At 57.7% G+C, this 17,720-nt stretch carries 18 protein-coding genes; 10 read left to right on the top strand and 8 right to left on the bottom strand.

What is annotated here, in order from left to right; translation table 11 throughout:
* Positions 1 to 174 precede the first annotated feature (174 nt).
* Positions 175 to 1,380, bottom strand: a complete 1,206-nt coding sequence (tyrS, locus tag ACIOWA_RS24780; RefSeq protein ID WP_339433333.1) for a tyrosine--tRNA ligase — start codon at positions 1,378 to 1,380, stop codon at positions 175 to 177.
* 212 nt (positions 1,381 to 1,592) lie between these two features.
* Between tyrS and ACIOWA_RS24775 the strand changes: the two genes are divergently transcribed.
* Both ACIOWA_RS24775 and ACIOWA_RS24770 read left to right on the top strand, forming a co-directional pair.
* On the top strand, positions 1,593 to 3,008 hold the full coding sequence (locus tag ACIOWA_RS24775) for a peptidoglycan DD-metalloendopeptidase family protein (RefSeq protein ID WP_339433336.1): 1,416 nt from the start codon (positions 1,593 to 1,595) through the stop codon (positions 3,006 to 3,008).
* A gap of 3 nt (positions 3,009 to 3,011) precedes the next feature.
* Positions 3,012 to 4,103 carry an anhydro-N-acetylmuramic acid kinase gene (locus ACIOWA_RS24770; RefSeq protein WP_401162403.1) on the top strand — a complete coding sequence of 364 codons (1,092 nt, stop codon included), beginning with the start codon at positions 3,012 to 3,014 and terminating at the stop codon, positions 4,101 to 4,103.
* A 74-nt stretch (positions 4,104 to 4,177) separates the two neighbouring features.
* Here ACIOWA_RS24770 and erpA read toward each other — a convergent pair whose 3' ends face one another.
* Both erpA and argC read right to left on the bottom strand, forming a co-directional pair.
* Positions 4,178 to 4,528: an iron-sulfur cluster insertion protein ErpA gene (gene erpA, locus ACIOWA_RS24765; RefSeq protein WP_060541601.1), complete on the bottom strand. Its 351-nt coding sequence runs from the start codon at positions 4,526 to 4,528 to the stop codon at positions 4,178 to 4,180.
* A gap of 167 nt (positions 4,529 to 4,695) precedes the next feature.
* Complete coding sequence (gene argC, locus ACIOWA_RS24760) at positions 4,696 to 5,730, bottom strand: N-acetyl-gamma-glutamyl-phosphate reductase (RefSeq protein WP_339433331.1); 1,035 nt, start codon at positions 5,728 to 5,730, stop codon at positions 4,696 to 4,698.
* 134 nt (positions 5,731 to 5,864) lie between these two features.
* Here argC and hemJ point away from each other — a divergent pair, with 134 nt between their 5' ends.
* The 6 genes from hemJ (at position 5,865) to coq7 (ending at position 10,441) form a co-directional block, all read left to right on the top strand.
* Positions 5,865 to 6,293 (top strand): protoporphyrinogen oxidase HemJ, encoded by a 429-nt coding sequence (gene hemJ / locus ACIOWA_RS24755; RefSeq protein WP_339433330.1) that lies wholly within the window; start codon positions 5,865 to 5,867, stop codon positions 6,291 to 6,293.
* Between the two features lie 33 nt (positions 6,294 to 6,326).
* Entirely contained in the window at positions 6,327 to 7,295 is a 969-nt protein-coding gene (locus tag ACIOWA_RS24750; RefSeq protein WP_339495573.1) for a nitronate monooxygenase family protein, read from the top strand.
* Between the two features lie 78 nt (positions 7,296 to 7,373).
* The gene (locus ACIOWA_RS24745) at positions 7,374 to 8,324 is read left to right on the top strand and encodes a DUF805 domain-containing protein (protein ID WP_339433328.1); all 951 of its coding nucleotides are present in this window, start codon (positions 7,374 to 7,376) and stop codon (positions 8,322 to 8,324) included.
* 61 nt (positions 8,325 to 8,385) lie between these two features.
* The gene (locus ACIOWA_RS24740; RefSeq protein WP_339539595.1) at positions 8,386 to 9,174 is read left to right on the top strand and encodes an SDR family oxidoreductase; all 789 of its coding nucleotides are present in this window, start codon (positions 8,386 to 8,388) and stop codon (positions 9,172 to 9,174) included.
* A gap of 80 nt (positions 9,175 to 9,254) precedes the next feature.
* A complete protein-coding gene (locus ACIOWA_RS24735; protein WP_122594836.1) occupies positions 9,255 to 9,593 on the top strand; it encodes a histidine triad nucleotide-binding protein in 339 nt (112 codons plus the stop codon).
* Between the two features lie 200 nt (positions 9,594 to 9,793).
* Positions 9,794 to 10,441, top strand: coding sequence for a 2-polyprenyl-3-methyl-6-methoxy-1,4-benzoquinone monooxygenase (coq7, locus tag ACIOWA_RS24730; RefSeq protein WP_339433326.1), 648 nt, complete (start codon positions 9,794 to 9,796; stop codon positions 10,439 to 10,441).
* Between the two features lie 220 nt (positions 10,442 to 10,661).
* On the opposite strand, the gene ACIOWA_RS24725 is transcribed toward coq7, so the two are convergent.
* The gene (locus tag ACIOWA_RS24725) at positions 10,662 to 11,084 is read right to left on the bottom strand and encodes an OsmC family protein (RefSeq protein ID WP_221731079.1); all 423 of its coding nucleotides are present in this window, start codon (positions 11,082 to 11,084) and stop codon (positions 10,662 to 10,664) included.
* A 234-nt stretch (positions 11,085 to 11,318) separates the two neighbouring features.
* Here ACIOWA_RS24725 and crp point away from each other — a divergent pair, with 234 nt between their 5' ends.
* Positions 11,319 to 11,963, top strand: a complete 645-nt coding sequence (gene crp, locus ACIOWA_RS24720) for a cAMP-activated global transcriptional regulator CRP (protein WP_339433325.1) — start codon at positions 11,319 to 11,321, stop codon at positions 11,961 to 11,963.
* On the opposite strand, the gene ACIOWA_RS24715 is transcribed toward crp, so the two are convergent.
* The 4 genes from ACIOWA_RS24715 to ACIOWA_RS24700 form a co-directional block, all read right to left on the bottom strand.
* Positions 11,960 to 12,667: a biotin/lipoate A/B protein ligase family protein gene (locus tag ACIOWA_RS24715; protein WP_401162399.1), complete on the bottom strand. Its 708-nt coding sequence runs from the start codon at positions 12,665 to 12,667 to the stop codon at positions 11,960 to 11,962. The two genes, crp and ACIOWA_RS24715, sit on opposite strands and share 4 nt — an antisense overlap.
* 96 nt (positions 12,668 to 12,763) lie before the next feature.
* Positions 12,764 to 13,600: an indole-3-glycerol phosphate synthase TrpC gene (gene trpC, locus ACIOWA_RS24710; RefSeq protein WP_339433323.1), complete on the bottom strand. Its 837-nt coding sequence runs from the start codon at positions 13,598 to 13,600 to the stop codon at positions 12,764 to 12,766.
* On the bottom strand, positions 13,597 to 14,646 hold the full coding sequence (gene trpD / locus ACIOWA_RS24705; RefSeq protein ID WP_401162397.1) for an anthranilate phosphoribosyltransferase: 1,050 nt from the start codon (positions 14,644 to 14,646) through the stop codon (positions 13,597 to 13,599). Before trpD ends, trpC begins: the two co-directional genes overlap by 4 nt.
* Before the next feature lie 9 nt (positions 14,647 to 14,655).
* Entirely contained in the window at positions 14,656 to 15,249 is a 594-nt protein-coding gene (locus ACIOWA_RS24700; RefSeq protein ID WP_339433322.1) for an aminodeoxychorismate/anthranilate synthase component II, read from the bottom strand.
* 407 nt (positions 15,250 to 15,656) lie between these two features.
* Here ACIOWA_RS24700 and estP point away from each other — a divergent pair, with 407 nt between their 5' ends.
* The gene (gene estP, locus ACIOWA_RS24695; RefSeq protein WP_339433321.1) at positions 15,657 to 17,564 is read left to right on the top strand and encodes an esterase EstP; all 1,908 of its coding nucleotides are present in this window, start codon (positions 15,657 to 15,659) and stop codon (positions 17,562 to 17,564) included.
* Positions 17,565 to 17,720: the final 156 nt, after the last annotated feature.

Genomic DNA, 17,720 nt, shown 5'->3' with positions numbered 1-17,720 from the left:
CGTTACACGCTGCTGTCAACACCTCTTTTTCAACTTCTTTCTGGCTTCGATGAACTGAAGCAACTTGCTGCCGAAAACCTCATAACTCATTGAATCTCAAAGAGTTTTCCGTTTCGACTGCGCCGGAAGTGGGGCGAATTATAGACGTCTGGAATTCGCCGTCAACACCTATTTTCAATTCCCCTCAGACTTCAACGAAATACGCGCGAATGCCTTCTTACCGGCCTGGCAAACGTGAGTCGCCCCCAGTACGTATATAAAGGAGCGATCAACCACCTCACCATCAACCCGCACACCACCAGAAGCCAGCAGATCTCGTGCAGCAGCGGAGTTCTTCACCAGGCCCGCCTTGTTAAGGACAGCAGCGATTGGCATATCTTCAGCAGAAGCCAGTTCGATCTCCGGCAGATCATCCGGCAACTCGCCATCCTTCATACGATTACCCGCTGCGCGGTGAGCATTGGCAGCCGCCTCTTCACCATGGAAGCGTGCAACGATCTCTTCAGCCAGTTTGATTTTGATATCGCGCGGATTGGCTCCAGCCTCTACATCAGCACGGAACGCACCAATCTCATCCATGGTACGGAAACTGAGCAACTCGAAGTAACGCCACATAAGCGCATCCGGAATAGAAACCAGCTTGCCGTACATGACACCAGGCGCCTCCTGGATGCCGACGTAATTGCCCAGCGACTTGGACATTTTCTTCACGCCATCCAGCCCTTCCAGCAGCGGCATAGTCAGAATGCACTGAGCCTCTTGACCATAACCACGTTGCAACTCACGCCCCATCAGGAGATTGAACTTCTGATCGGTACCACCCAACTCGACATCCGCACGCAGAGCGACAGAGTCATAACCCTGAACCAACGGATAGAGAAATTCGTGAATCGCGATCGGCTGATTGGTGGTGTATCGCTTATCGAAGTCATCACGCTCAAGCATGCGAGCAACGGTGTACTGCGAAGTCAGACGAATGAAATCTGCCGGCCCCATCTGATCCATCCAGGTGGAGTTGAACGCAACTTCGGTCTTCGCCGGATCAAGAATCTTGAACACCTGAGTCTTGTATGTCTCGGCATTTTCCAAAACCTGCTCACGAGTCAGCGGCGGCCGTGTTGCGCTCTTGCCGCTCGGATCACCGATCATCCCGGTAAAGTCACCTATAAGGAAGATCACCTGATGCCCCAGCTCCTGGAACTGGCGCAGCTTATTAATAAGCACGGTGTGACCCAAGTGCAGATCGGGAGCGGTTGGATCGAAACCAGCCTTAATACGCAGCGGCTGGCCACGCTTGAGCTTCTCGACCAGCTCGGACTCGACCAACAGTTCTTCCGCACCACGTTTAATCAGCGCTAGCTGCTCTTCAACCGACTTCATAACAGACCCGCAAGGCTCAGATTCAAAGGGAACCAACCATACAAGATCGCGCACCAATTACAAGTTTTGCCCGGCGCACGGACACCAATCCACAGACGCGAGGTCTGTAGACTTGCTTCAGAGATGATTTGGTTATATTTTATACAGTTATTTCATCTTCATCATGTCATTCATCTTTTCCAATTCATCATTTTTCAAAGTCAAAATTACTTATGACCACAGAACAGTCTAAAGCGCCGCCGCTTTACCCGAAGACCCACCTGCTCGCCGCAAGTGGAATCGCCGCCCTTCTCAGCCTGGCGCTCCTGGTATTTCCTTCCAGTGATGTTGAAGCCAAAAAGACAACCCTGAGCCTTGAACTGGAAAGTCCTGCTGATCAACTGGCACAAGATCAAGACGCCGCTGACGCGGCTCAAGCCACAAACGAGCCAGTAGCTTCGCCATTTGCACAGGTAGAAAACAGTAGCGAAAACGCCCCTGAAACCGCCTCTGCGACAGCTCAGCCCCCCGAAAAACCGAAAGACCCCGGACACCGTGAAATCGTCGTCGCCAAGGGCGATACGCTGTCCACATTATTCGAAAAGGTGGGGCTGCCGGCTTCGGCCGTGCATGAAGTACTGGCCAGTGACAAGCAAGCCAAGCAATTCAGCCAGCTCAAACACGGCCAGAAACTCGAATTCGATCTGAATCCGGAAGGGCAACTGACCAGCCTTCACAGCAAGGTCAGTGATGTCGAAACCATCACCCTGACCAAGAATGACAAAGGTTATTCCTTCAACCGTGTTATCGCGAAACCTACCGTTCGCACTGCTTATGCACACGGCGTCATCAACAGCTCGCTGTCGCAGTCCGCTGCGCGTGCTGGTCTCTCTCACAGCCTGACCATGGATATGGCCAACGTATTCGGCTATGACATCGACTTTGCGCAGGACATCCGTCAGGGTGATGATTTCGACGTCATCTACGAGCAGAAAGTGGTTAACGGCAAAGCTGTCGGCAACGGTCCGATCCTGTCCGCGCGGTTCACCAACCGAGGCAAGACCTACACCGCAGTTCGTTACACCAACAAACAGGGCAACAGCAGCTATTACACGGCTGACGGCAACAGCATGCGCAAGGCGTTTATCCGTACCCCGGTGGACTTTGCCCGCATCAGCTCGAAGTTCTCCATGGGACGTAAACACCCTATTCTCAACAAGATCCGCGCTCATAAAGGTGTCGATTACGCAGCACCACGCGGCACCCCAATCAAGGCTGCCGGTGACGGCAAAGTGCTGTTGGCCGGCCGTCGCGGTGGCTACGGCAACACAGTGATCATCCAGCACGGCAATACTTACCGTACCCTTTACGGCCACATGCAAGGCTTCGCCAAAGGCGTAAAAACCGGTGGTACCGTCAAGCAGGGCCAAGTGATCGGCTACATTGGCACCACCGGCCTCTCCACCGGTCCGCACTTGCACTATGAATTCCAGGTCAACGGCGTTCACGTCGATCCACTGGGACAAAAACTGCCAATGGCCGATCCGATCGCCAAATCCGAGCGCGCTCGCTTCATGGCTCAGAGCCAGCCGCTGATGGCACGCATGGATAAAGAGAAGGCCACAATGCTGGCTTCGAGCAAGCGTTAAGCCATGACCCTGTATATCGGTGTAATGTCGGGCACCAGCCTCGATGGCCTGGACATCGCGCTGATCGAACTTGCCCCGGCGATCAAACTGATCGCCTCGCATTACATCCCTATGCCTGAACCCCTGCGCGCCGAGCTACTTGGCTTGTGCGCCAGCGGCCCTGACGAGATCGTCCGCTCTGCGATTGCACAGCAGAACTGGGTAAAGCTCGCCGCTCGGGGCATTCACACCCTCCTCGATCAGCAGAAGCTCCAACCTCAAGCCATACGCGCGATAGGCAGTCACGGCCAGACCATTCGCCATGAGCCCGCACGCGGCTTCACCGTACAAATCGGCAACCCAGCCCTGCTGACAGAGTTAACGGGGATCACCGTGGTCAGCGACTTCCGCAGCCGCGATGTCGCTGCCGGAGGCCAAGGCGCGCCACTGGTACCAGCCTTCCATGAAGCCTTGTTCGAAGAGCGTACCGGCAACCAGGCTGTCTTGAATGTCGGCGGTTTCAGCAATCTCAGCCTGATCGAGCCGAACAAGCCTGTAGCCGGTTTCGACTGCGGCCCCGGAAACGTGCTGATGGACGCCTGGATTCAACAACAAGTCGGAGAAAACTACGATCGCAATGGTCAGTGGGCAGCCACTGGCGCCGTTGAACCAAGCCTGCTCAAAGCACTGCTCAGCGACCCTTTCTTCGTGACCAAAGGGCCGAAAAGCACGGGGCGGGAAGTGTTCAATCTGCCTTGGCTGGAGCAGCACCTCTCGCACCTACCGAAGCTTGCTGCTGAAAACGTCCAGGCCACGTTGCTGGAGCTGACTGCGCTGACTATCGTTGAGTCGCTGCAAAGCGCTCAATCCGATACCAGAGAACTGTTGGTCTGCGGTGGCGGCGCGCACAATGCCACGCTTATGAAGCGACTGGCCGATCTGCTGCCGAAGGCAAAAGTCGCCAGCACCGCCACGCGCGGTGTAGACCCGGACTGGGTCGAAGCCATGGCTTTCGCTTGGCTGGCCCATTGCTGTCTCGAAGGCATTGCCGCCAACCGCCCAAGTGTCACCGGCGCCCGCGGCCTTCGAGTACTTGGCGCCATCTACCCGGCCTGACTCAACTCACAGAAAACAAAACGCCGCAGAACCGTGAGGCTCTGCGGCGTTTTGCTGTGTACAGCGAAGTGCGATCAGATCGAGAACGAAGATCCGCAACCACAGGTCGTGGTGGCGTTAGGGTTCTTGATCACGAAACGCGAACCTTCCAGACCTTCCTGGTAATCCACCTCGGCACCGGCCAGGTACTGGAAGCTCATCGGGTCAACCACCAGACTCACACCTTCACGCTCGACGATGGTGTCGTCCTCTGCCACCTCTTCATCGAAGGTGAAACCGTATTGAAACCCTGAACAACCGCCGCCCGTAACGAATACGCGCAGCTTCAAGCGATCATTCCCCTCTTCATCGACCAGGCTCTTCACCTTGTGCGCGGCACCGTGGGTGAATTGCAAAGCCGTGGGGGTGAAGGATTCGACGCTCATGCTGACTATCTCCCGGCGTTACGCCGCCATAATGCGTGATGACGCGCATTATCCGCTTGTCCGAGAAAATCGGTCAACTATTGTTACGGTATATCAATCAAGCCGATCGGCGGTTCAGAACGCAAAAAGGCCCGTTCAACGGGCCTTTTTACTGTGCAACCGAAAGGTTACGGCAGCATACCGGCGTGGGACAGACCGAAACGCTCGTCCAGGCCGAACAGGATGTTCATGTTCTGCACCGCCTGCCCCGACGCGCCTTTGACCAGGTTGTCGATCACTGACAACACCACAACCAGATCGCCATCCTGCGGACGGTGAACCGCAATACGGCAAACGTTGGCGCCGCGCACACTGCGGGTTTCCGGATGACTGCCGGCTGGCATCACATCGACGAACGGCTCATCGGCATAACGCTTTTCGAACAATGCCTGCAGATCCACCGAGCGATCAACCACGGTCGCGTAGAGCGTGGAATGAATGCCACGGATCATCGGGGTCAAGTGAGGAACGAACGTCAGACCGACATCCTTGCCCGCCGCACGACGCAGCCCTTGGCGAATTTCCGGCAGGTGACGGTGACCTTTCACCGCGTAGGCCTTCATGCTTTGCGACGTCTCGGAGTACAGCGAGCCTACAGCCGCGCCGCGACCTGCACCGCTGACACCGGACTTGCAGTCAGCGATCAAACGCGTGGTGTCGGCCAGACCGGCTTCAAGCAACGGCAGAAAACCCAACTGTGTTGCGGTTGGATAGCAACCCGGCACCGCGATCAGGCGTGCTTTCTTGATTTGCTCACGATTGACTTCAGGCAAGCCATAGACAGCTTCATCCAGCAACTGCGGAGCACCGTGAGGCTGACCGTACCACTTTGCCCATTCTTCAGCGTCTTGAAGACGGAAGTCCGCAGACAGGTCGATGACCTTGGTGCCTGCGGCCAGCAATTCACCTGCCAGTGCGTGAGCCACACCGTGCGGCGTCGCGAAAAACACCACATCGCAAGCGCCCAACGTTTTGATATCGGGCACGCTGAACGCAAGGCCGTCGTAGTGTCCGCGCAGGTTCGGGTACATGTCAGCCACGGGCAGACCGGCCTCGGATCGGGAAGTGATCACGACCACTTCTGCCTGCGGATGCTGCGCCAACAGACGCAGCAGTTCGACACCGGTGTAACCCGTGCCGCCGACGATACCGACCTTGACCATAAACCTGCCCTCAACGAACCCACTGGAAAGCCGTCGATAATAGGGGCCACGCGCGCCTGCGACAACCATCAAGGTGACGTGCGGACGCTCAAGCCTCTACTATCCGGCTTACCGTGAATGAGGGAAAAACCAAAATGCTCTATCTGTGGATCAAGGCTTTTCATATCGTCAGCGTCGTTTGCTGGTTTGCCGGGCTGTTTTACCTGCCGCGACTGTTCGTGTATCACGCGCAAAGTGAAGACACCGTCAGCAAGGAACGCTTCAGCGTCATGGAGCGCAAGCTGTATCGCGGCATCATGGGCCCGGCAATGATCGCTACGCTGATTTTTGGCGGCTGGCTGATCTACCTCAACCCGAGCATCTTCAGCCAGGGGGGCTGGATCCACGCGAAACTGACCCTGGTCGTCTTGCTGATCGGTTACCACCACATGTGCGGCGCGCAGGTAAAACGTTTCGCTCGTGGCGAGAACACCCGCAGCCATGTCTTTTATCGCTGGTTCAATGAAGTGCCGGTTCTGATATTGCTGGCTATCGTAATTCTGGTCGTGGTCAAGCCGTTCTAACTTCAACGAACACAACACTTTGGGGTACTTCCAATGTCGCTGCCCGCTCTACTCGAACAACGTCTGCGCCTGCCAGTGGTAGCGGCGCCGATGTTTCTGATCTCCAACCCTGAACTGGTGATCGCCTGCTGCCGTAATGGCGTGGTCGGTAGCTTCCCGGCGCTGAACCAACGCGAAAGCAGCGGTTTCAAAGCCTGGCTGGAACAGATCGAAGCGGGGTTGGCGACACTGAACAACCCGGCACCGTACGCAGTGAACCTTATTGTTCACAACAGCAACCCGCGTTTGCAGGCGGATCTGAATATCTGCATCGAGCACAAGGTGCCCATCGTCATCACCAGTCTCGGCGCGGTCAAGGAGCTGGTCGACGCCGTGCACAGCTATGGCGGTCTGGTCTTCCACGACGTCACCACCCGCCGTCATGCCGAGAAGGCTGCCCAGGCGGGTGTCGACGGTTTGATTGCGGTCGCGGCTGGCGCCGGTGGTCATGCTGGCACCTGGAGCCCGTTTGCACTGATTGCCGAGATCCGTGAGTTCTTCGACAAAACGTTGTTGCTTGCAGGATGCCTGAACCATGGGCATGAGATTCTTGCTGCACAGATGCTCGGCGCGGATTTGGCCTACTTCGGTACGCGATTTATCGGCACCACTGAAAGTCATGCACCTGACGCCTACAAGCAGATGCTGCTGACAGCCAAAGCGGCAGACATCATTCATACTCCCGCGGTCTCGGGGGTGCCGGCCAGTTTCATGCGTCAAAGCCTGGAGGCGGCCGGTTTCGACATGACCGCGCTACAAGGCAAGGGCGAAGTGAATTTCGGCGATAAGCTCAAACCGATAAGCGACGAAGCCAAAGCCTGGAAAACCGTGTGGTCTGCCGGTCAAGGTGTCGGACAGATCGATGATCTGCCAAGCGTGGATCAGTTGATCGCGCGCCTCGATGCCGAGTACCGCCAGGCCCAGGAGCGCGCAGCGCAGTTGCCCAAACGCTGGCCTCGCTGAGAAAATTGCGCCCGTCCCTGGTGGACAGGCCTTACACTAACGACCTTTCAATCTACTCGCGACAAGGATGCCTCGCTCATGAGCGACACCCGTTACAAGATCGTTTTCGACGGCGCTCTACAGCCCGGTGTCGATATCACCACTGCCAAACTCAATCTGGCGGATCTGTTCAAAACCGAAGTGACCGCCATCGAGCGTCTGTTCAATGGCAGTACAGTGGCACTCAAACGCGACCTGTCCCATGGCGATGCCCAAGCTTATTTGCAAGCGCTGAGCAAAACCGGGATCGATGCGCGCATCGAAACAGAAACAGCCATTGAGCTGAAGCTATCGGACGTCCACGAACAATCCGCTGGCGTGGCAGAACCGGACTCACCCTATGCACCACCTCGCGCCAGCGTAGGCGAGAGCCTGCCGCCATTCGCCACGCTCAAACCATTCAGCGTCGAAGGCAGGATTGGACGTTTACGCTTTCTGGCCTGGACGATGGTACTCAGCCTGGTGACGATGCCCATCGTCGGCGTGTTCGCCTTGATTGCGCTGGGACTGGTCAGCAGTGACTCCACCACCGGACTGATCATCGGCGGCATCTTTGCCTTTTTCCTGTTTCTGGGATTCATGATTGTCAGCATCCTGTTCACCGTTCAACGTTTGCACGACATCGGCTGGTCAGGCTGGCTGTGGTTACTGAACCTTGTACCGTTCGTGGGCAGTTTCTTCCCGCTGGTGATTATGGCCGTCCCCGGCAATACCGTCGCCAATCGCTATGGCCCTCCACCGCCCCCCAACAGCACCGCAGTGAAAGTGCTGTGCTCCCTGTGGATCGTGTTTGTCGCGCTGATATTCGCGGGCGCAATACTCGGTGGAATCTCGGCGGTTCAGCAGGAATACGAAAGCACCCTGGAAAGCAGTTACGAAAGCGGCTCTGTGACCACCGACGAAATCGATGTCGAAGTCGAGCCGGCAGCAAATTCCGCTGACGAGGCAGCCGAAGCCGCGCAGGCCCCTGTAGACTCTGCGAACGAATGAACAGCGCTCACCGCCGTGACACCCGCGTCGCTGGCGCGCAGTTGTTGCGATGGAGAATGGCATGACCCGTTACGCTCTGATCACTGGCGCCTCCAGCGGAATCGGCCTGGCCATGGCCGAAGCGCTGGCCCGGCGCGGCCGCAACCTGATTCTGGTGGCACGACAGCGTGATCAGCTGGAAAGCATTGCGATCGAACTGACCCAGCGCTTCGGCGTCGAGGTGCTGTTCCGCGCCTGCGATCTGGGCGAGCCGTTGCGCCTGTCCGGTTTTTTGCTGGAGCTGGAAGAAGGTGACCGACAGATCGATCTGTTGGTGAACTGCGCCGGCATCGGTACCTGTGGCCCCTTTTTGGCTCAGGACTGGATGACCGAACAGGATCTGATCGAGGTCAACATCCTCGCCCTCACCCGCTTGTGCCATGCGATCGGCAACAGCATGGCGCTGCAGGGTGGCGGGCAGATTCTCAACGTTGCCTCGATTGCCGCGTTCAATCCCGGCCCGTGGATGAGCACGTACTACGCCAGCAAGGCCTATGTCCTGCATTTTTCCGAAGCGCTGCGCGTGGAACTCAAGCAGAGCGCAGTAAAAGTTTCGGTTCTGTGCCCTGGCCCTACCCGCACAGCCTTTTTCCGCACCGCGCAGCTCAACAACGACAAACTCAACGACAGCAAAATGCTGATGAGTCCCGAAGAAGTCGCGCTATACACCGTGCGCGCACTGGAAAAAAACCGCGCGATCATCATTCCAGGACGGCGCAATCGCTGGCTCGCGTTTCTGCCGCGACTCGGTTCGCGCTGGCTCAATCGCACCCTCGTCGGCATGGTCAACAAGGCTTACTGCCCGCGCTGAACTGTCCTACGGCAAAACACTGGGCGGGCCCATTCCCCATGAGTACACTCAGGCCAGCCCACACAACGGAGAAAACAGCAGTGGATACTCTGTTCACCAAGATCATCAACCGGGAAATCCCGGCGAACATCATTTACGAGGACGACCAGGTTCTGGCGTTCCACGACATCGCCCCTCAGGCACCGGTACATTTTCTGGTGATCCCGAAGAAACCGGTGCGTACCCTCAATGATCTGACTGAAGACGACAAGGCACTGGCTGGGCATATCCTGTTCACTGCACAGCGTCTGGCGCTGGAGTTGGGTTGTGAAGAAGGCTTTCGCGTGGTGATGAACTGCAATGAAAAAGGTGGGCAGACCGTCTATCACATTCATATGCACGTACTGGGTCAGCGCCAGATGAACTGGCCACCGGGCTAAGGCACAATCCCCTCCACTGCGGGGGTGGGGCTTGCTCGTGAAGATGTGAGTACTTTCGGAGCATCTTCGGCTGACACACCGTTTTCGCGAGCACACCCCGCGCCCACAAAGCGGCATGCCCCTGCGGCATATGACCCAGCGCAAACCTTCCCTGGCCGATTCGGTTAAACTGGCCATCGAGATTCTTCCCGGAGGTCAGCATGACTACCCAACGTCACTACTCGCCGATTGACCGTCTTCTGCTGCAAGCCGATGCCGCGATGCGTACATTACTGCCATTCAGTGGCCAGCCGTACCGCCCGTCGCCGGCCATCCTGCAGCCGGAAACACAAATGAGCGACGAAGACACCCGCCATGTCGCCGGCCTGATGCGTATCAACCATACCGGTGAAGTCTGTGCCCAAGCGCTGTATCAGGGCCAGGCGCTGACCGCCAAGTTGCCGCAGGTGCGCGAAGCCATGGAGCACGCCGCCGAAGAGGAAATTGATCACCTGGTCTGGTGCGAACAACGCATCCAGCAACTAGGGAGCCATACCAGCGTTCTCAATCCGCTGTTTTATGGCATGTCGTTCGGCATCGGTGCTGTCGCTGGCTTGATCAGCGACAAGGTCAGCCTGGGGTTTGTCGCGGCCACCGAGCATCAGGTGTGCAAACACTTGAATGAGCATCTGGAGCAACTGCCGACTGAGGATGAAAAATCTCGGGCAATTCTGCAGCAGATGCGTATCGATGAAGAGCATCATGCCGAAAGTGCGCTGGAGGCTGGCGGTTTCCGCTTTCCGGCACCGGTCAAGTTCGGGATGAGTCTTTTGGCGAAGGTGATGACCAAGAGCACCTACCGGATCTGAAGATTGCATCCCTGCGAAAGAGCCTCATCGCTGGTCAGTCAACGCCCACCGCTTCTTTATCCCAGCCATAAAAAAGGCGACTACCGCTAAGTAGTCGCCTTTTTTGTGCCTCGGCCCCGCCGGCTGGCCGATCAGCGCCCTTAAAAAAGTGGCGCATCATGCAGACGTCAACGGGGGGTCGCCAGATCCTGCACTGCCTTTATGACGGTTGAATGTCGATTCAACCGAGTTCGACGATTTCGTAATCGTGGGTGATAGCAACGCCAGCGGCGCCGAGCATGATCGAAGCCGAGCAATATTTTTCGGCAGACAGTTCGATAGCGCGCTTGACCTGAGCTTCTTTCAGGCCACGGCCCTTGACCACGAAGTGCATGTGGATCTTGGTGAACACCTTCGGATCTTCAGTCGCGCGCTCGGCTTCAAGGAAGGCTTCACAGCTTTCAACGTTCTGACGGGACTTTTTCAGAATGCTGACCACGTCGAAGTTGCTGCAACCGCCGACGCCCAGCAGGAGCATTTCCATCGGGCGAACACCCAGATTACGACCACCGGCGTCCGGCGGACCGTCCATGACCACAACATGCCCACTACCGGATTCGCCGAGAAACATGGCCTCACCAGCCCATTGGATGCGTGCCTTCATCGCCCAGACTCCACTGTAAAAAAAGGGTCGCCAGCTTATCACAGGGCTTTGCTCTGGCAGCGAGCAGCGTTCATAGGACGAATGCTCCACCAGCGTAGGTAATTTCTCGAATTTGCGCGGAAGTGTCTGGTAAGCTGGCGCCAATTCGCTGGCGCTCAGCCAGTTGTGTAGCGACCGCCTTCAGCGCCTCATAAAAAATCAAACATAACCGTGCAGTTTTTTCGGGATACAACCATGGTTGCTATTACCCCCACACCCAAAATCAAGAACCTCGACAAGCTGTTGACGCATTGTCAACGCCGCCGGCATGCGGCCAAGAGCAACATCATTTGTGCTGGAGATCGTTCGGACACGTTGTACTTCATCATCAAGGGGTCGGTGACGATCCTGATCGAGGATGACGACGGCCGCGAGATGATCATTGCGTACCTGAATGCGGGGGACTTCTTCGGCGAACTGGGACTGTTTGAACAGGCCGGCCAGGAACAGCAGCGCAGTGCCTGGGTGCGGGCCAAGGTCGAGTGCGAAACGGCGGAAATCAGCTACGCGAAGTTCCGCGAATTGTCACAGCAGGATCCGGATATTCTTTACGTCCTCAGCGGACAAATCGCACAACGCCTGCGCAACACCACGCGCAAGGTCGGCGATCTGGCGTTCTTCGACGTCACGGGACGAGTGGCACGCTGCCTGTTGGAGTTGTGCAAGCAACCCGACGCGATGACCCACCCGGACGGCATGCAGATCAAGGTGACCCGTCAGGAAATCGGCCGGATCGTCGGTTGTTCGCGGGAGATGGTCGGTCGCGTGCTCAAGGATCTGGAGGAGCGCAACCTGGTCGACGTGAAAGGCAAGACGATGGTGGTCTTCGGTACGCGTTAGATACCGACGCTGTACATCTGCGCCAGCATTAAACGAAAGAGCTCATCGAGTCGCGCCAACGCCTGTGGCGCGCTGAATCTCTCGTGCAAAGCGATATGGCTTTCGGCACGCACTCGCGATTCCAGGCCACAAGCTTGGTTGAAACGATTGACCGCCGCGACCATCGATTCGCGTTCGTTCTCCATCAGCATCGCACCGTGTACCAGGCCTACCGGACGCTGTCCGCCCTGACTCTGGCGCCAGCGCTGGGCGGTGCCAACCATTTTGCGGCCGTCGAGATTAACGTTGAAACGCCCGTCGCAAAAAGCTCCGTCGATCTCACCCAAGGACGATGTGCCGCCCAACTCATCAAGCAACTGACAGATCGGATCGCACAAGCGGCGGTAGCCGGTTTCGATGCGGTTCAGATCGCCTTCGTTGCGGGGTGGCGCGTAGACCAGTGCAATGTTGATCGTCGCCGCAGATTGCGGGACGGGTTCGCCGCCAGTTTCGCGCAGAAGCACCGGCCAGCCGGCAGCGGCAGAGACTTCGCAGGCATGTTCGAAACCGGGGAGGCGATTGAGGCGGCGCGGCATGACCAGCGCGCGGTCGCTGGGTCGCCAGAACAGAAGACCGAACTCCGCATCACCGGCGCAGACGGAGGCGAGCAAGTCCTGCTCGGCTTGCAGTCCGGCTTCGATGGTCAGGGCGGTTGGCTGCGACATGCATGGCTCCGACAGACTTGAAGTCTTTAGAGAATTTGAAGGCCTCTTCGCGAGCAAGCCCGACCCCAAAGGGGACGCGGGCGCCTGCAAAAAAGATCAGTCGAGGGTCGAGCCGCTGACCGCAGCCCCACGTTCCGGGAAGAACAGACGCTGCAATTCGACCCCCGGGCTTTCGGCGCGCATGAACGCTTCGCCGACCAGGAACGCGTAAACGTCGCTGATTTCCATCAGTTCGACATCCGCACGGTTGAGGATGCCGCTCTCGGTGATTACCAAGCGATCGCGCGGAATGCGCGGGAGCAGGTCGAGGGTGGTTTCCAGACTGACATCAAAGGTGTGCAGATTACGGTTGTTGACCCCGACCAGTGGCGTATCGAGAGTTTTCAACGCACGTTCCAGCTCATCACCGTCGTGCACTTCCACCAAGACATCAAGACCAACGCCTTTGGCCACCGACGCCAACTCGGCCATTTTCACGTCATCCAGCGCAGAAACGATCAACAGCACGCAGTCGGCGCCCAGCGCACGGGCTTCGACGATCTGGTACGGATCGATCATGAAGTCCTTGCGGATCACCGGCAGTTTGCACGCGGCGCGAGCCTGTTGCAGGTACGCATCGGCGCCTTGGAAGTAATCGATATCGGTCAGTACGGAAAGACAGGTCGCCCCACCCTTCTCGTAACTTTTGGCAATGTCGGCCGGAACGAAGTTTTCGCGGATCACGCCTTTGCTTGGCGACGCCTTTTTGATCTCGGCAATGACCGCCGGCTGCTTGGTCTTGGCCTGCGCCAACAACGCCTGGGCGAAACCACGGGGCGCATCGGCCGCTTTGGCCAGATTTTCCAGCTCGCTCAGGCTCACACGAGCGCTACGCTCGGCGATTTCCTGAACTTTGCGCGCCAGAATGTTTTCCAGAACCGTCGGTACACTCATCCTTCATTCTCCACTTTGAATACCGCGGTAAAGGCGCCCAGCTCCTCGAGTTTTTCCCGAGCGAGGCCGGTGTGCAGAGCGTCGTGCGCTAGCTCCACGCCTTGTTTCAAACTGCTGGCCACGTCGGCGGCGTAGAGTGCCGCGCCGGCGTTGAGCACAATCATTTCGGCGGCTTTCTGGCCGTTCTCGGTTTTGCGCTTGCCAAGTGCGTCGCGGATCAACGCCAGCGAAGCTTCCGGGCCGTCGACCGACAGGCCGTGCAGGCTCTGGCTCTTCATGCCCAAGTCCTCGGGTTCGACCCAATACTCGGTGATCTCGTTGTTTTTCAGCTCGGCAACAAAAGTCGGCGCAGCAAGGCTGAATTCGTCCAGACCATCCTTGGAATGCACCACCAGCACATGCTTGCTGCCCAAGCGTTGCAAGACTTCCGCCAACGGGCGGCACAACGCCGGGTTGAACACACCCACCACCTGATGTTTAACACCGGCCGGATTCGTAAGCGGGCCGAGCATGTTGAACAGCGTACGCAGCCCCAGATCGCGGCGCGGGCCGGCGGCATACTTCATGGCTTTGTGATGGGTCTGGGCAAACATGAAACCGATGCCGACGTTGTCGATGCAACGGGCGACCTGAACCGGCGTCAGTTTGAGGTAGATACCGGCGGCTTCCAGCAAGTCGGCGCTGCCGCTCTTGCCCGACACCGCGCGATTGCCGTGTTTGGCCACGGTGCAACCCGCTGCCGCAACAACAAAAGAAGAAGCGGTCGATACGTTGAAAATGTTGGCACCGTCACCGCCGGTGCCGACCACATCGACCACACCGTCGAGGGTCTTGAGTTCGACCTGATCGGCCAGTTCACGCATCACCGATACGGCGCCGACGATTTCATCGATGCTTTCGCTCTTCATGCGCATGGCCATCATGAACGCGCCGATCTGCGCGTCAGTGCATTGGCCGGTCATGATTTCGCGCATCACGTCGCGCATTTCATCGGTGCTGAGGTCGAGGTGATCGACGATACGGCTCAGGGCTGTCTTGATATTCACGGGAAGTCCTTAGCGCGTGCCGCCGGTTTGTTTGAGGAAGTTGGCAAACAGTTCATGGCCCTGCTCAGTCAGGATCGACTCGGGGTGGAACTGTACACCTTCTATGTTCAGGGTCTTGTGACGCAGGCCCATGATTTCGTCGACAGAGCCGTCTTCGTGTTGCGTCCAGGCCGTCAGCTCCAGGCAATCGGGCAAGGTCGCGTGCTTGACGATCAGCGAGTGGTAGCGGGTGACAGTCAGCGGATGGTTGAGACCTTCGAAAACGCCCTTGTCCTCATGGAATACCGGACTAGTCTTACCGTGCATCACTTGGCGGGCACGCACCACATTCCCGCCAAAGGCCTGACCGATGGACTGGTGGCCGAGGCAGACGCCGAGAATGGGCAGCTTGCCGGCAAAGTGCTTGATGGCCTCGATGGAGATGCCGGCTTCGGTCGGCGTGCAAGGCCCCGGAGAAACCACGATGCGCTCTGGCTTGAGCGCTTCGATTTCGGCAATGGTCAATTCGTCGTTGCGCACGACTTTGACTTCGGCCCCCAGTTCGCCGAGGTACTGCACAACGTTGTAAGTAAAGGAGTCGTAGTTGTCGATCATCAGCAACATGGCGTTTCGAACCTCTTGAATTCTGACTTGAAGACAGCCTTCAGATGACTTGCCCGCAGGGCGCTGCACGATGTCGGGCGCACAGGTGGCGTCGGCAAAGCGGCATTTCAAACGGGCAAGGAAGGCAAAGCGATACAAATCCGGCCAGGCCGGCAGAAAAGATTCAGGCGCGCCAACGCCAACGGGCGTGTGCCTTGATGACTTGATCCAGAAGTTTGCTGGTGATCAACACGGGGAAGGTCTCGTTCATACGTTCCGGCACAGTAACTTAGCTGGGCAGAGCGTGCAATATGGCGGGGCTGACTGGGGACAAAACTACGCAAGGGTTCGTGACCGATGGCTAAAGGTCGAAAGTTTTTGGTACTGTCGTTTCGTTCACCTACAACAATAAATAAATGGACTTGCTCATGATCAAACAGACGTTGTTTGCACCGCTGGCCGGTTGCTTGCTCGCCCTGGCCTGCGCCCAGGCGAATGCTGCACCCAATCCATACTCAAGCTTCATTGTCTTTGGCGACAGCCTCAACGATGCCGGGACATTCACCGACACCGGCGGCCCGGCGGGCGCCACCCAGCGCTACACCAACCGTACCGGCCCGGTTTATCTGGATGGCAGCGGTGAACTGCGCTCGCTGAACTCCACGCAACTGCTGGGCGGACGCCTCGGGTTTACGGCGGATCAAACGGCCTCCTCCAGCTCCGCTGTACGCGCCAACGCAGGCCTGCCGGACGGCAACAACTGGGCGGTGGGGGGGTATCGAACTGACCAGATCCTTGACTCGATCACTACGCAATCTGCCACAGGGGAACGCACCCGCGCCGGCTACCTGCCGTCGAACGGCTTGCGCGCCGACCCGAATGCGCTGTACTACATTTCCGGCGGTGGCAACGACTTCCTGCAGGGTCGAATTCTCAGCCTGCCTCAGGCTAACGCGGGTGCCGACCGATTGGCTGACAGCGTACAAGCCCTGCAAACGGCCGGCGCCAAATACGTGATGGTCTGGCTGTTGCCTGATGTCGGTTTGACCCCGGCCATCAACGGTACGCCTTTTCAGGCGCTCAGCAGTCAACTCGCCAGCCAGTTCAACAGCCAATTGGTGACACGTTTACAGGGCATCAACGCTGAAATCATTCCGTTGAATATTCCAGTGCTCCTGTCGGAGGCTTTCGCAGATCCCGGACGTTTTGGCCTGGCCACCGACCAGAACCTGACCGCAACCTGCTTCAGCGGCAGCAGTTGCACGGAGAATGCCCGCTACGGCATCAACAGTGCGACGCCGGATCCGAGCAAGCTGATCTACAACGACGGCGTACACCCGACCGAAACCGGGCAGAAACTGATCTCCGACTACGCCTATTCGCTGTTGGCCGCACCGTGGGAGCTGACACTGCTGCCGGAAATGGCCCACGCCACGCTGCGTGCGCACCAGGATGAACTGCGTACTCAATGGAAAGCGGATTGGGAGAACTGGCAACCCGTCGGTCAGTGGCGGGCGATTGTCTCCGCCGGTGGCCAGCACCTGGATGTCGACAGCCAAAGCAGCGGCGCCAGCGCCGACGGCAGTGGTTACAACCTCAACGTGGGTGGCAGCTATCGCCTCAATGACGCTTGGCGGTTAGGCGTAGCGGCAGGTTTCTACCGGCAGAATCTGGAGGCAGGCCACAACGATTCGGACTACAAACTCAACAGCTATCTGGCGACAGCCTTCGCCCAGTTCCAGCAAAACCGCTGGTGGGCTGACGCTGCGCTGACCGGTGGCAAACTCGACTACGACAACCTCAAGCGCAAGTTCGATCTGGGCGTCAGTGAAGGTGCGGAGAAAGGTGATACCGACGGCCACCTGTGGGCGTTCAGTACCCGCATCGGATACGACATTGCCCAACCGGGCAGTGAATGGCATTTGTCGCCGTTCGTCAGCGCCGACTACGCCAGCGTGGATGTCGATGGTTACTCAGAGAAAAGCAACCGGGCCACAGCACTGACCTTCGATGACCAGGCGCGTGATTCGAAACGTCTGGGCCTCGGTATTCAGGGCAAGTACAACATCACCCCACAAACCCAGGTGTTTGGTGAATACGCCCACGAACGTGAGTACGAGGATGACGTGCAGAAGGTCAACATCGCGCTCAATACCCTGCCGGCCAACGACTTCAAACTCGAAGGCTACACACCGCAGAGTCATTTGAACCGTTTGAGCCTGGGCGTCAGCCATAAACTGACGGCAGATCTGGCGCTGCGTGGCGGTTATACGTTGCGCAAGGACGATGACTTTACCCAGCAAGGGGTTAACGTCGGAGTCGTGCTGGACTTCTAAATCCCGCGCATAAAAAAGCGGTGCCCTCGCAGGCGCCGCTTTTTTATTGCCGAACACAAAGCCCACTGTGGGAGATTCTATGGTTCATGCCTAGCCCCTAAACCGCTTTAGGGGAGTATTCGCTCTGGTTTTTCAACAGAGCAAATACCACCCGGG

Origin of the sequence: Pseudomonas sp. NPDC087614, assembly GCF_044743485.1 — a bacterium.
In the GTDB taxonomy this organism is placed as follows: domain Bacteria; phylum Pseudomonadota; class Gammaproteobacteria; order Pseudomonadales; family Pseudomonadaceae; genus Aquipseudomonas; species Aquipseudomonas baetica_A.
This window is presented reverse-complemented; position numbering and strand designations above follow the sequence as displayed.

Excerpts from the sequence above, each read along its gene's own strand:
- tyrS (WP_339433333.1), bottom strand. The coding sequence starts at position 1,380 with ATGAAGTCGGTTGAAGAGCAGCTAGCGCTGATTAAACGTGGTGCGGAA.
- ACIOWA_RS24775 (WP_339433336.1), top strand. The coding sequence starts at position 1,593 with ATGACCACAGAACAGTCTAAAGCGCCGCCGCTTTACCCGAAGACCCAC.
- ACIOWA_RS24770 (WP_401162403.1), top strand. The coding sequence starts at position 3,012 with ATGACCCTGTATATCGGTGTAATGTCGGGCACCAGCCTCGATGGCCTG.
- erpA (WP_060541601.1), bottom strand. The coding sequence starts at position 4,528 with ATGAGCGTCGAATCCTTCACCCCCACGGCTTTGCAATTCACCCACGGT.
- argC (WP_339433331.1), bottom strand. The coding sequence starts at position 5,730 with ATGGTCAAGGTCGGTATCGTCGGCGGCACGGGTTACACCGGTGTCGAA.
- hemJ (WP_339433330.1), top strand. The coding sequence starts at position 5,865 with ATGCTCTATCTGTGGATCAAGGCTTTTCATATCGTCAGCGTCGTTTGC.
- ACIOWA_RS24750 (WP_339495573.1), top strand. The coding sequence starts at position 6,327 with ATGTCGCTGCCCGCTCTACTCGAACAACGTCTGCGCCTGCCAGTGGTA.
- ACIOWA_RS24745 (WP_339433328.1), top strand. The coding sequence starts at position 7,374 with ATGAGCGACACCCGTTACAAGATCGTTTTCGACGGCGCTCTACAGCCC.
- ACIOWA_RS24740 (WP_339539595.1), top strand. The coding sequence starts at position 8,386 with ATGACCCGTTACGCTCTGATCACTGGCGCCTCCAGCGGAATCGGCCTG.
- coq7 (WP_339433326.1), top strand. The coding sequence starts at position 9,794 with ATGACTACCCAACGTCACTACTCGCCGATTGACCGTCTTCTGCTGCAA.
- ACIOWA_RS24725 (WP_221731079.1), bottom strand. The coding sequence starts at position 11,084 with ATGAAGGCACGCATCCAATGGGCTGGTGAGGCCATGTTTCTCGGCGAA.
- crp (WP_339433325.1), top strand. The coding sequence starts at position 11,319 with ATGGTTGCTATTACCCCCACACCCAAAATCAAGAACCTCGACAAGCTG.
- ACIOWA_RS24715 (WP_401162399.1), bottom strand. The coding sequence starts at position 12,667 with ATGTCGCAGCCAACCGCCCTGACCATCGAAGCCGGACTGCAAGCCGAG.
- trpC (WP_339433323.1), bottom strand. The coding sequence starts at position 13,600 with ATGAGTGTACCGACGGTTCTGGAAAACATTCTGGCGCGCAAAGTTCAG.
- ACIOWA_RS24700 (WP_339433322.1), bottom strand. The coding sequence starts at position 15,249 with ATGTTGCTGATGATCGACAACTACGACTCCTTTACTTACAACGTTGTG.
- estP (WP_339433321.1), top strand. The coding sequence starts at position 15,657 with ATGATCAAACAGACGTTGTTTGCACCGCTGGCCGGTTGCTTGCTCGCC.